This is a genomic window from Gimesia chilikensis, from assembly GCF_008329715.1.
GTDB lineage: Bacteria > Planctomycetota > Planctomycetia > Planctomycetales > Planctomycetaceae > Gimesia > Gimesia chilikensis.
Genome location: NZ_VTSR01000005.1, coordinates 137,652 through 151,087, shown reverse-complemented (window position 1 = coordinate 151,087; position 13,436 = coordinate 137,652). Strand labels below are relative to the sequence as shown.

Here is a 13,436-nt window from a genome sequence, read left to right as displayed (position 1 = left end):
AAGTGTGAGCGAGTCGAGTTTTACGACCGAAAAGTAAATTTAATTTCAAAGAGTAAAAGTGAATGGCTGCAGTTGTTTCAAAAGAGTTAATGCATGGATCCCGTCGCCAGACCCTGGTTCAGCAGGTCCTGCTCAAGTTTTTTCAGGGTGAATACCAGCCCAACCAGCGGATGACCGTCCAGTCCCTCGCCCGCGAATGGAACGTCAGTGCCACCCCCGTGCGCGAGGCACTAGTCGAACTGGAAGGTATCGGCATCGTCGAAATCTATCCCAATCGGGGCGCCGTGCTGCGGAACTTCGGTGCCAGGGAACTTCGCGAAATCTGTCAGGTCCGCCGCATTCTCGAGAGTGAAGCCGCCCGCTGTGCCTGCGGCCACATCACACCCCACGAACTCGCCCAGCTGGAACAGATCTTCACCGAGCTTTCCACGGCCAAGCGAACCGTGGCCTGGTCGGAAAAGACCCAGGAATGGGACGACTACCTGCACGAACTCATTTACCGTGCCTGCGACAGCGAACGGCTGGTGCTCGAAATCAGCCGCTACAAAGCCCTGCATCGCACACTCAGACAGGTCCGTCACAACAAACGGCAGAACGTCAAAGACTACGACCGCATGGAAGAAAACGCAGAGCACCTGCGGATCGTTCAGGCTCTCGCCTCCGGAGACCCGGAAGCAGCCGCCCAGGCAATGAACGATCACCTCGCCCAGACCCCCATCGGCCTGGTCCGCGATCTGTTCGAACAAGAGGCATAAAGGGCGGGAAACCGTTTTCCTACCCATTTATCAGGTGAAAAGGGGGCCCAGTTGGTGTTCGCGGGAATTTCATTAAAGATCTGCCCGCTGAATGCTGATCTAGTCTTAAATATTCGTGTCATTTCCGTTGGAATCCTTCCAACCGATTCAGCCGGCCTATTTTATGAAGAGAATAGTGAGAACCATTGACGGCTTCTCCGTGTCTCTCTAAACTGTGCCACTGACAAGTCACGGGGCGTAGCTCAGCTTGGCTAGAGCGCTTGCTTTGGGAGCAAGAGGTCGCACGTTCGAATCGTGTCGCCCCGACTTTTAAACCCTTTCTGATACAGGGTTTACGAGATTGTATCTCGCACGCAACTATCAGAAACCGGGACCAAAAAAAATCGCGATTCACTCGCGATTTTTTTATGCGCGGTGCCTCACACAGTCCGCAGCTGGTCATAATATCATCTACGGGTGGTAGCATCACATGCTCAGTTTCTGGGACGCCTGGCTTTTACCTGAATTTTCTTGCGTGATTCAGTTCTCAACCGACTTTCGGGAGAATGACTTTCATGGGCGTCTATTACTACTACGTCAACGAAACCAGATCTCAATATTTCTGTATCGATCCATCGGGACGAGACATCAAGCAATATGCGGTGGGACATAATATTGGTTCTCGGGCATTCAGTTATCTGTTACTCGACAAAAACGAATACGCAACCGGTGTGAAAGACCATCCGCTGGTAGGCAGCTGGATTGGCGATCGCTGCTATATCACCGGAGATGATTACTGCACCAGCTTCGCAAAAATTCAGACCGAGTATGAGGATATTGGCCAGCAGGTTATCGAATTAATGGTCCACAACGATCCCTGGGAACTGCTGCAGTATGGAGGCGTCGACTGGCTCTTGGATCTCATCCAGCAAAGCGGGCAATTCGTCACGATTACCAACGAAATGCGCAAGCGGATGTCTCACGTATTCCGCTTCGCCCGCCAAGAGTCACCAAGTGAAGATCTGGACCGAATCTGTGAGGCATTGAAACGCTGACTGGGCTTAAAAAACGGACGCCTTGATTTTCGAGACCTTCGTGTTTTCGTGGTTTATCATTTCGGAAAATCGTAGCAGTATTTGAAACCACACAAAACGATTGCTAACCTGAACCAGACAGGCCACGCTCCCCCTCAGAAGCCAAAGGAACTCCCATGAGTTTTGATATTTTCTTCCAGACGTCTCGCCTCAGTGATCAGACCGAGGAAGCCGTGAATCCTTTTACTGGCGAAGTCATGCAGAAGCCGGTGGGGGAGTCTCTTTCACCGGCCGACCGTGATGCGTTACGTGAATTGCTGACGTCTCATGGAGCGACCTTGCCACTGGACTCCAACTGTTACCAGTTTGATTTCTCCGATGGTTCCGGCTTTGGACTTTTCATGGATCACCTCGACTCCGATGCAGATGTCTCGGGAGGCATGGCTGCCTTGCGTGAACTGACTACGGAAATACTCAACGTGCTTTATGCTCTGGCCGAGGCAGGGAACATGGTCATGCTTCCCGCGATGGAAGAGACACGCCCTCTGGTCACCTCGCGCGAAGTGGCAGATCGGGTTGCTTCCCGCTGGCCTGACGTGCTCGTTCTTACTTCTGCTGAAGAACTGGGCGCCTTTTTGCAGCAAGGTTTCGCAGGTTGGGAAGCGTACCGGGATCGTGTCACAGGTGAAGACTGAGAGACAGCGATTCCTATTCCCTCAGTCGACTTGCACCGGGTAGGGGACCGGGTCGATATAAGGTTTGTTCTGTCGCTCCGGATCCGTCAGTCGGGAATTCAATTCAAATACGCGTTTCTTCTTTTCCGGATTTTTGGCCCAGTTTATATCCTGGGTCAGCTCGATCAACTCGCGTGTCACCGGCCCCATTCCCCGAATGTTCTTATTCGCCGGTATAAGCGTGACTCCTTCTGCATCGACAAAAATCAGGTGATTTAACAACAGCAGCAGACCCGTCAGAAACGCGAATAAAAACGCGCATAAACCTGACGGTCCGTGTAAAATCGACCCTGACAAACGTAACAAACGCGAAAGCATAGAGCACCCTCTTTCTGAATTGACAGGAACCTGCCAATACTGTTCGTAAAGTTTAGGAAGAAATGTATTGTGTCTGTTTTTTAGAGCTTTTGGTCTCGGTGTGAATCACATCGAACGTGTTGGGGTGAAGGGTGCCAGACACGGAGAAGACCATGTCTGAGATTAGTATGTGAATTTGTGTATTAGTGGTCAACCTGATTATTCGTTTAATCCCATTAATTATTAATAATGTTTAATATTGAGGTCTGCTGCCAAATTTGATTTGAATCCGCTGGATTCCCGTTATCTTCCAGAGACACGCTGTGATCGCTGGTGTTCAATCAGTAAGCCGCTTACTTTTGCCAGGTAGATGTTGTTTCCGTCGAAAGAGAAGAGCATGAAAGTCTTACGATCCTCTCTGTGGTTGCTTTTTTCAGGGCTCCTGTTTTCACTGATCTCTGTCACGCAGGCGGCACAGTACGATCCCCTTAAAACAGAGTCAGGCAAATCCGCGGCTCCCATTGATCTCACCATGCAGGATCAAAGTCGAAATCGCGATATCCCCCTGCGAATTTATCTCCCCCGGAAGAAACAGCCGGCTCCCGTTCTGTTATTCAGTCATGGTCTGGGTGGCGCCCGTACCGGCTCACAATACCTGGGAGAGCACTGGTCGGCTCGCGGCTCTGTCGTGGTCTACCTGCAACATCCCGGCAGTGATGAAGCAGTCTGGAAAGACGTTCCCATATTGCAGAGGTTGAGGGCACTCAAGTCCGCGACCACCCTGCAGAATACCGTCGACCGTTACCAGGATGTGAGTGCCGTCCTCGATCAGCTCACTCGCTGGAATGCTGATTCACAACATCAGTTTCATCAGCGAATGGACCTCAGCCGGGTTGGCATGTCGGGCCATTCTTATGGAGCAGTCACCACGCAGGGCGTCAGCGGTCAGTCCTGGCGGCTGTTGGGAAAACGTTATACCGATCCCCGCATCAAAGCCGCTGTCATGTTCAGCCCCAGCATTCACGGCCGGGCGGAACCTGCAGACTCCTTTGGACAGGTTTCGATACCCTGGATGTTACTGACAGGCACCAAAGATACCTCACCGATTAACGACACCACCGTCGCCGACCGCCGCGAAGTCTACCAGGGGCTGCCGGACAGCATCGACAAATACGAGCTCGTCCTGTTCGACGCGCAACACTCTGCATTTTCTGATGGACGACAGCGCCGCGGTCTGGCACGCCGGAATCCCAACCACCACAAATCGATTCTCGCCGTCACCACTGCTTTCTGGGATACCTATCTGCTCGACAGCAAACAGGCACGCCAGTGGCTGCAGGGCAAAGCCTGTCGCGAGCAACTCGATCCCGAGGATGAATGGCAGTTAGAGGTTTCGAAAACCGGGCCTGTTAAAAATTAATGGGGCTGGCTTACTGATCGTCCAACAGTTTTTTCTTTTTCCGGTTAAACGGATCCAGCAGAAAACCTTCACCGTGCTTAAATCTGTTTTTGGGGTCGGACAACACTTTGGTCCAGAGTTTGAATAGTTTTTCTCGGTCTGCCTCGTCATAGATTATTTCACCGGAGGCCTGCAGTTCTGCCGTCAATCCGTACCAGGCGGAGAGTGAGTGCTTGATCTCACCCTCTGCGGCAGGAGGCCCCCAGTACTCGATCAGCAGCAGATGACAGATCGCAGTCCGGTCTTTATGTTTCAGATTCTTCAGCAGCCATTTTTTATCTTCCGGGGAAATGTGTTTCGCAAACCGGGTCGCCCGCCGGGAAATGCGTGGATAAAACCCAAAGAAATTGCCTTCCCATTCCACGTCCGAATTATCCAGTTTCGGCTCGGTGATCTTCAGCTCAAGTTCAGATTTCTTCTCCGCATCTGCCACTACAGCAGCGTTGTCTACCAGCAGGATCATCAGCAGCGTTAAGAACACAGAACGGAAATGAATCATGAGGAGCCCGTTGAATAGGAGAAACTGGGTTTGAAACTGAGAGTTCCCGTTTGAGCACTTGAGGGAAAGGTACATTCATCATACCGGGGCAAGGCTAAAGATCCTAAGAGAATTCTTCTCGATTCCCGGGCAACTCTTCTTTGAGAATGAGCAGACACAGGGGATGTGCACAGCTATAATAAGGGCTATTATCAGACACCTGTGAACGTTCTTCAGAGTCCTCACTAACGGAGATTCCCGTGCTCAAGCCAATTTCCACCGCGCGTCACCCCTTTGTTTGTTTAACACTGGTCTTCAGTCTGTTGACCCTGATCTCTTTGACGTCTCTCACTCACGCAGAGGAACCCGCATCACCACAGTGGCAGTTCTCAGAGGAACTGCTCGAACCGGTCTGGAAAGGCGATACCGTTCGCGGCGAATCGGTGCTGTTTATTCGTGATTTGAGAACGGGTCAAACGAAAGCTTCGCTACTGTTCCCAGCACAGAAAGTGCTCAAGATTACGAACAGCGCGGGAGACATCACTTACGAAGAAGGTCGCGACTACCACTGGAAACCCGGTTCGCGCGAAATCACACTCCCCGAAAACACACGCATCGTCTGGAAGTTTCCCACCCAGATGCGGCGCCCCGCGAACTCACAAAGGCACAAGCTGACGCACCGCGATGGCCACGGCGAAATCTTCTTCGGCGGACAACTCGAATACCATGACCTGCAGACCTGCATTACTTATACCCACGTACCCGTCGACTGGAGTAAGATTACTCCGGTCTTTGATGCCAAAGTACTGCCCCGTACGATCAAGAAACTACAGAAACACGACACAACCTCCATCGTCCTGCTGGGCGACAGCATTTCCACCGGCTGCAATGCCTCGGGCTGGGCCGGGGGGGCTCCCTTCCAGCCGGCATTCTTCGGACTGCTTCAGGAGAACCTGCAGCACCACTATCAGAATCGGATCGCATTGACCAATCTTTCCGTCGGCGGCAAAGACACGAAGTGGGCCCTGACCCAAGTAGACGAAGTGGTCAAGGCCGACCCCGACCTGGTCATCATCGCCTTTGGGATGAATGACTCAGCAGGTCGATCCGCGGAAGAATTTAAAGCCAATACCAAAGCGCTGATCGAACAGATTCAGAAAAAACAGCCCCGGGCAGAATTCATTCTGGTCGCCCCCATGCTGGGGAACCGGGACTGGATTCGACTCAAACATGAACTGTTTCCCCAGTATCGCGACGCACTGGCGGAGCTTACAAAAAGGGGAGTCGCTCTGGCCGACATGACCTCCCTCTGGACCGAGTTCTTCAAACACAAACAGGACTGGGACCTGACCGGTAATGGCGTCAACCATCCCAACGACTTCGGGCACCGCGTCTATGCCCAGGTGCTCTCAACACTGCTCATTCCCGAAGACGAAACCAATGCCGCCTCAGAAACCAGTCTGCCCCCCGAAGTCTTTTCCCTCTGGGACGGCAAGGCCCCGGTTGGTGATGACCAGTTCGAAGAGGCAGACGTGAAACTGACCCTGCATCGCCCGGTAAAACCGAACGGCGCTGCCATCGTCATCTGTCCCGGCGGCGGATTTCAACGCGTCGTCACCGGCGGAGAAGGGCACGGCATCGCTGCCTGGCTTAACAGGCATGGCGTGACGGGGATCGTCCTCGAGTATCGCATGCCCGACGGTCGCTCCTTCGTTCCGCTGATGGATGCACAGCGGGCGATCCGCATGGCCCGCGCGCATGCGAAAGACTGGGGCATCGATCCTGCGAAGGTCGGCATCATGGGCTTCTCCGCAGGCGGGCACCTGGCCTCCACCGCCGCCACACACTTTGATGCCGGCGATTCCCAGGCACAGGATCCCATCGACCGACAAAGCTCCCGTCCCGACTTCGCGATTCTCGTCTATCCCGTTGTTACCATGGGAGAAACCACGCATGGCGGCTCGAAAAAGAATCTGCTCGGCCCCGAACCTACGACAGAGATGATCGAACTCTTCTCGAATGAAAAACAGGTTACCGACCAGACACCGCCCATCTTTCTGGCCCACGCGGTCGACGATAAACCGGTGCCCATCAAAAACAGCCAGGCACTGTATGCAGCCCTGCAGGAAAAGCAGATTCCATCCAAACTGCTCGAACTCCCCGATGGCGGACACGGCCTCAACGGCTACAAAGGTCCCTCCTGGGATGCCTGGCAGAAACAGTCCCTGGAATGGCTCGCGGAACTGAAATTCATTCCGCAACAGTAACGAACGGCGTGAAGTAGATTGCTCAGCAGGCGATCCGACTGTTATCAACATGAGAGATTCATAGTATGACCACCCTCGTTGTCGGCGCTACCGGTGCCACCGGACGGCTGCTCGTGGAACAGTTACTCAAACGGAACGAACCCGTAAAAGCCCTCGTGCGCCGGACCGGTACGTTCAATGAATTCATCACCACACATCCCGACTTCACCGAAATCCAGGCCAGCGTGCTTGACTTGAGTCCCGATGAACTGGCGCGGCATGTCGCAGGCTGTACCGCGCTCGCTTCCTGCCTGGGGCACAACTTGACCTTCAAGGGGATCTTCGGCAAACCGCGGCTGCTCGTCACCGATACGATCCGCAGGCTGTGTGCAGCGGTTCCTGATTCAGGCACAGCGCAGCCTGTCCGCGTGGTGCTCATGAATACCGCAGGCAACAGTAACCGCGATCTTGAGGAACCGGTGTCGTTCGCCCAGCGCTGCGTGGTGGGTCTTATACGCACTCTGGTCCCCCCGCATCGGGATAACGAACAGGCCGCTGACTACCTGCGCATGCAGATCGGTCAGAACCATGACCGAATTCAGTGGGCCGCCGTCCGCCCCGATTCCCTGATCAATCTGGATGAAGTCACTGCGTATGACATTTTCCCTTCACCAACGCGCAGTGCAATCTTCAACCCCGGCAAGACCAGCCGCATCAACGTAGCGCATTTTATGGCGGAACTGGTGACCCAGGACGAAATCTGGCAACAGTGGCAGGGTCAGATGCCTGTGATCTATAACCGGGGAGACTGACTCGGGTTAGATCGGAGAGTCCCGGTAACCCGAGGAACGCATCTCACACTTGGAAAAATGTATTCGCTAAAAAATTAGCTTTTCGTATTGACGCCGCTTTGTAGAAACGCTAAAAAATTAGCGTAACAATTGCTGCCATGCACAGGGAACAACCCATGTCACAACAGGCCCAACTCAGTCGGCGGGAACGCCAGATCATGGATTCGCTTTATTCGCGCGGGGAAGCGACCGTGCTGGAGATCCAGAGTGATCTGCCCAGTCCGCCCACCCCCACTGCAATTCGTACCATGCTCCGCATCCTGATGGACAAGTCGCTGATCCAGCGGCACAAGCAGGGCCGTGAATTTGTTTACGCTCCCACGTCTCCCAGACGTCCGGAAGGCACCAAAGCCCTCAAACATGTCGTTCAGACTTTTTTTGATGGTTCCTTCAAGCAGGCCCTGGCAGCACAACTCGCCAGTGATGACGAAGCCCTCTCGGACGACGAATTACGCGAAATGGTCAAACTGATTAAAGCAGCTCGAGAAAAAGGAAACTAAGCGATGCAAACGATTCTGCAATACATTCCGTTCATCGGGCAGCCTGATTTCCTGCTGGACCTGATTATCAAGTCGACCGTTGTCTTGTTCGTCGCACTGGTCGCCACGCGACTGCTCCCACAGGCCAGTGCAGCCGTTCGTCACACTGTCTGGAGCGGCGCCCTGCTGGCGGTGTTCGCCTTAATCTTCGTCAACGGAAGTATGCCCAAGCTGCCGCGACCGGCTCTCGCGACTCAGGAAACAGCAGCGACCTTCGCCACACCCGTGACCAGCAGCATGCAACAGACGCTCCCAGGATCTTTACCTGAAGTCTCAGCACAGCCTGCGATCCATTCGACGCTTCCAGCAGCCGACAATACACAGCTTCAGAACGCTCAAGACCCCGCTGCATCGCTCCCGCGTACTGGGATTCACTGGAATGCCATCTGGCTGACGGGAGTTCTGGTGATGCTGGTTCGGCTGGCGCTGCTGCAGTTTCGCCTCCACGCTTTCAGCAGACAATGTAACATCATTACAGAGGGGCCGCTCTTTGATCTGCTGCAACAATGTCGCGGTGAACTGAACTGTTCTCAGCCCGTCACTCTGTTGACGACCGATCAACGTTCGCTCCCCATGACGTGGGGCGTAAGGCGTCCATCAATTCTGTTGCCCCGCGAAGCACAGAACTGGACCGAACAGGAAGTCCGCTGTGCCCTGCTGCACGAACTGGCACACGTGGCCCGTCGCGACTGTCTCTGGCAACTGCTCGTGCAACTGACACACGCCTGCTACTGGTTCCATCCCCTGGTCTGGTTCGCCTCACGGAAACTCTATCTCGAACGCGAGCACGCCTGCGATGACATCGTCCTGCAGCACGGCACCCGGGCATCTGACTATGCAGATCAACTGCTGCAGGTGGTCTCCGCGTTTCGATCCAGCCGCAGTTTGAAACTGACAGCGGTCTCGCTGGCTGCAGAGAGTGGGTTTTCCCGCCGCCTGAAGTCCATTCTGCAGGAAACCCGCGACCGACGTCCGGCCAGCTTCCGCACGCGGCTGGCACTCAGCTTCACCTTTATCGCGCTGACGGGTCTGCTGGCTGGCTTTCCGATTGTCTTCACCGCTCCCGTCCAGGCGCAACAGTCGAGTCCGCAACCACCACAGGTCGAGTCTCGTGCGGAATCGCTGGTGCCTCCCATGCAGACAGAGGCGAAATCCGCCACTCCCGAGAAATCTGTTCCGGGCGGACCAGCGGATGTCCTTCCGAAGCTTCCTGTCCAACAACAGTCCCAGCCGAAGGTCAGCATTCAGGAAGCTCTTCCTGAGCCTCCCGGCAAGGTCATGCTCAGAAATGGAAAACAGGAACCCCGGGTGTTAGAAGCGAACCGTCCTGCGGTCCGTTCACTGAATATCGTCTTCGCTCACGATCCGGGAATTGGAAACTACGATGGCGTCGTGGGGCGTCCACAGGATATCTGGAACATGGTTGACCTCGGCACGACCGCGGTTGACTACACGCGGTATAGCGATGCCACACCCAGTACCGTTCGCCTGCGTGTCACCCGGCACGATGGTGAGTGGGGCATCCAGGGACAGTCCAGCATCTTTCAGGGTTACATCTATCACAACTGCCGCTGTGTCGATCTGCAGACCAGGGTACTCGATCTGCCAGGTGGGAAGTACAAGATCTATGTCTTCGCGCACGGCGATGCTCCGAATCAGAACGCGAAAATCGAACTCAAAGTCGGTAATCGCGTCATCGGTCAGAAAGCGACCGCCAGTGACGGCACCTGGAACTATCGCAATCAGCCCTACCGCGAAGGGGTGCAGTACGTCAGCTTTGATTTTGACATCAAGACGGGCCAGCAACTGACCCTGACCAGTTTCCGTGCGGACAGTGATTATTCCATGTTCAACGCGATTCAGATTGTACCGCAGACCAATCTACCGCCCGCTCCTCAGGCCCGGTAAGTTGTTGACAGGTATCGGCTTATCGAAAGATGTAAACGGCCGCCGTTGATTTTTCTGGAAACCCGGACAGGGACTGCCTAAAATAGAAGTACGCCAACTCAATCGTACAAATGTAATTCATACGCGAATTCTGTTTGCTGCAGAGAGGGAGGTCCTGTCATGTCGAAACTCACAGTCAAACGTGAACCCGGTTGTGCCGACAAGATGCGCAAGTTTTCAATTCTGGTGGACGGCGTTTCCATCGGCTCCATCGCAGAGGGCGAAACGCTTCACTCCGAAATCAATCCACAGAAACATCGAATCGAAGCCCGCGTCGATCTGTGCGGCAGCCGCACCCTCGAAATCGATGGCACCCACGATCAATGTCTGACGGTCCGCAGCGGACTCCCCAGCTGGCATGGCGCTCACAGCCTCTACAAAGTCTTCATCGACCGCAAAGGCTATCTCGAACTGGAAGTGAATAACGAGAACTGACGCGGGGAATAATTAAGTACCCCGGTCTGTTTCATTCGTCTGTGTGACTTCCTGTCGAACCTGTTTCACAGCCAGCCAGAGCAGCGTTTCCAGTGTTTCCATGTAGAGAGTAAAATCAGGATAGTGCTGCGCTTCCGTCTGCATCCAGTTTCTCAAAGTTTCAGACTGGTGAATTGAGGCCTGCTGAGGTCCACTGACCACTGCCCGAAGATCCCGGCTGCCATTGTAGTCTGGTTTCTGCAAGGCAGATGCATAACCGGCGATCGTAGTAGATCGCAATTCCACTTCCCCCAGAACGGTATGTGCAGCCTCCTGCTTCCATTCCCAGTCATGCAGTCGCGTTCTGTCTGCCTGGCAGGACTGATACAACTCGGGGAGCGCTTCCAGTAGCGTTTTCAAAATCAGACTGTCTGAATCTTGTATCACCATCTAATTCCGAATTCTGATCACCGTCTTGTGTATTACTTCCGCCCCAGTTTCCCGTCGCGGCCTTTAATCTGGTTCAACTGTTTCGACAGCGTTTGACTCTCGTCGGTTCGTTTCTCCGCCACATTCCGGTTTTCCAGCGGATCAGAGCTGTGATCGTAGAGCATGCGTGACGTCCGTTTCCCTTTGGGATTGGTGTATTCCGTGTAACGCAGTGCGTCGGTGCGGATTGTGTCGCCGTTACGGAAACGACTCACAGCAGCCTCTTTCCATTTCGTATCCGGATTCCGCATCAGTTCGACAAAGCTCTGTCCCGCCAGATGTTCGGGCAGTGGAATTCCTGCCAGCGTGCAGAGGGAAGGGTAGACGTCAATCGTTTCGATCAACGCCGACCGCCGCTGTCCTCCCTGGATGCCCGGCGCCCGGACGAGCAGGGGAATCTGCAGCGAACTTTCGTAACAACTGTGTTTGCACCACAGTGTATGATCGCCCAGGTTCCAGCCATGATCGCCCCAGAGAACGACGATTGTGTTGTCGCTCAGTTTCAGTCGATCCAGTTCCGCCAGCAGCTTACCAATCTGGGCGTCAGTATAACTCACACAGGCATAGTAGCCGTGAATCAGGTTACGGGCGGTCTCTTCGGACACGGGCCCTTTGCGGGGAATGCCCGCGTAAGCCCGCAGCTCACCCGAATTGTGAATCGATTCCTCCGGTGCGTCCTGCGGCACTTGATAATTCTCGGGCAGCTGGATCTTATCATGATCGTACAGGTCCCAGTATTTCTGGGGCGCGATAAAGGGCAGGTGTGGCTTGAAGAAACCGACGGCCAGAAAGAACGGTTGCTCCTGCTGTTTCAACTGCTGCAGTTTCGAAATCGCCTGTTCGGCGAGCACGCCATCCGCATAAGCGTTATCGGGGACGTCGGCTGATTCCCATGCGGGCCCCTTGGCCTTCCGCTTGCCTTGTTTCTGTCGCTCCTCGTGCAGTTTCTGATTTTCGGGCCGCTGATACCAGGCAACGCCTTTGGGACGCCAGGCCGGCTCCGACCAGCCCTGTGCACTGTCCTGGGGATGATGGAAGATCTTCCCCATGGAAACCGTGTAATAGCCGTTCTGTTTGAACTGTGTGTTCATGGTTGTGATGCCCGGCGCATCGCGGTCGGCCCAGGTCAGAAAGTTGACGAACCGGTTACGGGCCGGGCGAATTCCGGTCATCAGACTCGCCCGCGAAGCCCCGCAGGTAGGGACCATGCAGTAGCTCCGCTCGAACAGCGTGCTGCTTTCCGCCAGCTTGTCGATGTTCGGCGAATGAATGTGCTGCTTCCCGTAACAGGCCAGTTCAGGCCGCAAGTCGTCAACGGCAATAAACAGCACATTCGGCTTATCTGCAGCAAAAGCAGGAACAGCGAAACAGAGTACAAACAGGAACAGCAGCGAGCGTCTTTTCATTTTGAATTCCTGAATCGAAAAACGGGATCAATGTTGCGTGGGGACGGTGCGGACCGTCAATCTTTTAATTTCAGCAGATTACTTAGTGTATCAGGTGCCAGTGGTAGTGTCTTCCATCTCCTCTAGACTCAAGTCATGAAGATCGAAATGGGATCGGTGGAATTCTCACTCTACTGGTTGCCTCTCTGTTCGCACACACCAGCGATTGTAACTGTTTCGATTGGAGATCCGTCGATAGTATTCTGTCTCAGGGTACAACCCGGGTGCTACATCACTGATTCCAATCGACGCATGAAATTGGGTGTAATTGTAATCCTTAATCCTGTTAAGTGAGTGCTGAGAAGCGAAACCCACCACAGTCAGCCCGAGCAACGCCCCCTTCTCAGCAGGCAGAATCTCACCATGAAAGTTCCCGCCGGCGTAAATGTCTGTGTGAGGCGCCCCGGTTTTCAGAATGCCATCGAAGTCGGATTCAATCCAGACTTTCAGCGAGTCAACAGAGTGAAGTCTGCCGGTGAAACGCCCTCCGATAAAAATGTGACAGATCCCATCCGCTCTGATTTCCGCCTGTGGTCCCGCATCCCCGGTGATAATGATCTCCGTAATGCCTTTGACTTCAATCGTCGCATTCAGGTTTCCGTAGATATGGATCAGGCCTCCCTCATCTGCCTCGAGGTCCTCATTACAGTCTCCTTCAATGACCATCATAGGGACACCTCTGAAACTGGTAGTGTCGTGGCGGCCTGGAGTTGCCTGAACCGAATATTCCTCCCGATTCTGGCGTTGCCAATGATCCAGGGATTGAGAG

14 protein-coding genes and 1 tRNA gene are annotated in these 13,436 nt (G+C 54.2%); 10 read left to right on the top strand and 5 right to left on the bottom strand.

The window, feature by feature from the left end; all coding sequences use genetic code 11:
* Window positions 1-62: 62 nt before the first annotated feature.
* From FYZ48_RS04845 to FYZ48_RS04830, 4 genes are all read left to right on the top strand, one after another.
* Window positions 63-755: a GntR family transcriptional regulator gene (locus FYZ48_RS04845; protein ID WP_145191993.1), complete on the top strand. Its 693-nt coding sequence runs from the start codon at window positions 63-65 to the stop codon at window positions 753-755.
* A gap of 231 nt (window positions 756-986) precedes the next feature.
* A tRNA-Pro gene (locus FYZ48_RS04840) sits at window positions 987-1,061 on the top strand.
* 248 nt (window positions 1,062-1,309) lie between these two features.
* On the top strand, window positions 1,310-1,789 hold the full coding sequence (locus FYZ48_RS04835) for a hypothetical protein (RefSeq protein ID WP_149338074.1): 480 nt from the start codon (window positions 1,310-1,312) through the stop codon (window positions 1,787-1,789).
* A gap of 155 nt (window positions 1,790-1,944) precedes the next feature.
* A complete protein-coding gene (locus FYZ48_RS04830) occupies window positions 1,945-2,463 on the top strand; it encodes a hypothetical protein (RefSeq protein ID WP_149338071.1) in 519 nt (172 codons plus the stop codon).
* Window positions 2,464-2,484: 21 nt separating this feature from the next.
* On the opposite strand, the gene FYZ48_RS04825 is transcribed toward FYZ48_RS04830, so the two are convergent.
* On the bottom strand, window positions 2,485-2,724 hold the full coding sequence (locus FYZ48_RS04825) for a hypothetical protein (protein WP_149338069.1): 240 nt from the start codon (window positions 2,722-2,724) through the stop codon (window positions 2,485-2,487).
* A gap of 472 nt (window positions 2,725-3,196) precedes the next feature.
* Between FYZ48_RS04825 and FYZ48_RS04820 the strand changes: the two genes are divergently transcribed.
* A complete protein-coding gene (locus tag FYZ48_RS04820; protein WP_149338067.1) occupies window positions 3,197-4,219 on the top strand; it encodes an alpha/beta hydrolase family protein in 1,023 nt (340 codons plus the stop codon).
* Between the two features lie 10 nt (window positions 4,220-4,229).
* On the opposite strand, the gene FYZ48_RS04815 is transcribed toward FYZ48_RS04820, so the two are convergent.
* A complete protein-coding gene (locus FYZ48_RS04815) occupies window positions 4,230-4,757 on the bottom strand; it encodes a hypothetical protein (protein WP_149338065.1) in 528 nt (175 codons plus the stop codon).
* A gap of 239 nt (window positions 4,758-4,996) precedes the next feature.
* Here FYZ48_RS04815 and FYZ48_RS29545 point away from each other — a divergent pair, with 239 nt between their 5' ends.
* The 5 genes from FYZ48_RS29545 to FYZ48_RS04790 all read left to right on the top strand — a co-directional run bounded on the left by FYZ48_RS29545 (window position 4,997) and on the right by FYZ48_RS04790 (window position 10,754).
* Window positions 4,997-7,003, top strand: a complete 2,007-nt coding sequence (locus FYZ48_RS29545) for a GDSL-type esterase/lipase family protein (protein WP_242022391.1) — start codon at window positions 4,997-4,999, stop codon at window positions 7,001-7,003.
* Window positions 7,004-7,068: 65 nt separating this feature from the next.
* Window positions 7,069-7,794, top strand: a complete 726-nt coding sequence (locus FYZ48_RS04805; protein WP_149338063.1) for an NAD(P)-dependent oxidoreductase — start codon at window positions 7,069-7,071, stop codon at window positions 7,792-7,794.
* A gap of 155 nt (window positions 7,795-7,949) precedes the next feature.
* Window positions 7,950-8,333 (top strand): BlaI/MecI/CopY family transcriptional regulator, encoded by a 384-nt coding sequence (locus tag FYZ48_RS04800; RefSeq protein WP_187781871.1) that lies wholly within the window; start codon window positions 7,950-7,952, stop codon window positions 8,331-8,333.
* A 3-nt stretch (window positions 8,334-8,336) separates the two neighbouring features.
* Window positions 8,337-10,280 carry a M56 family metallopeptidase gene (locus FYZ48_RS04795; RefSeq protein WP_149338061.1) on the top strand — a complete coding sequence of 648 codons (1,944 nt, stop codon included), beginning with the start codon at window positions 8,337-8,339 and terminating at the stop codon, window positions 10,278-10,280.
* Between the two features lie 159 nt (window positions 10,281-10,439).
* A complete protein-coding gene (locus FYZ48_RS04790; RefSeq protein WP_145191953.1) occupies window positions 10,440-10,754 on the top strand; it encodes a hypothetical protein in 315 nt (104 codons plus the stop codon).
* Window positions 10,755-10,766: 12 nt separating this feature from the next.
* On the opposite strand, the gene FYZ48_RS04785 is transcribed toward FYZ48_RS04790, so the two are convergent.
* The 3 genes from FYZ48_RS04785 to FYZ48_RS04775 all read right to left on the bottom strand — a co-directional run bounded on the left by FYZ48_RS04785 (window position 10,767) and on the right by FYZ48_RS04775 (window position 13,336).
* A complete protein-coding gene (locus FYZ48_RS04785; protein WP_149338059.1) occupies window positions 10,767-11,183 on the bottom strand; it encodes a hypothetical protein in 417 nt (138 codons plus the stop codon).
* A gap of 32 nt (window positions 11,184-11,215) precedes the next feature.
* Entirely contained in the window at window positions 11,216-12,628 is a 1,413-nt protein-coding gene (locus FYZ48_RS04780; protein WP_149338057.1) for a sulfatase, read from the bottom strand.
* 165 nt (window positions 12,629-12,793) lie between these two features.
* Window positions 12,794-13,336 (bottom strand): hypothetical protein, encoded by a 543-nt coding sequence (locus tag FYZ48_RS04775; protein WP_149338055.1) that lies wholly within the window; start codon window positions 13,334-13,336, stop codon window positions 12,794-12,796.
* Between the last annotated feature and the right edge of the window lie 100 nt (window positions 13,337-13,436).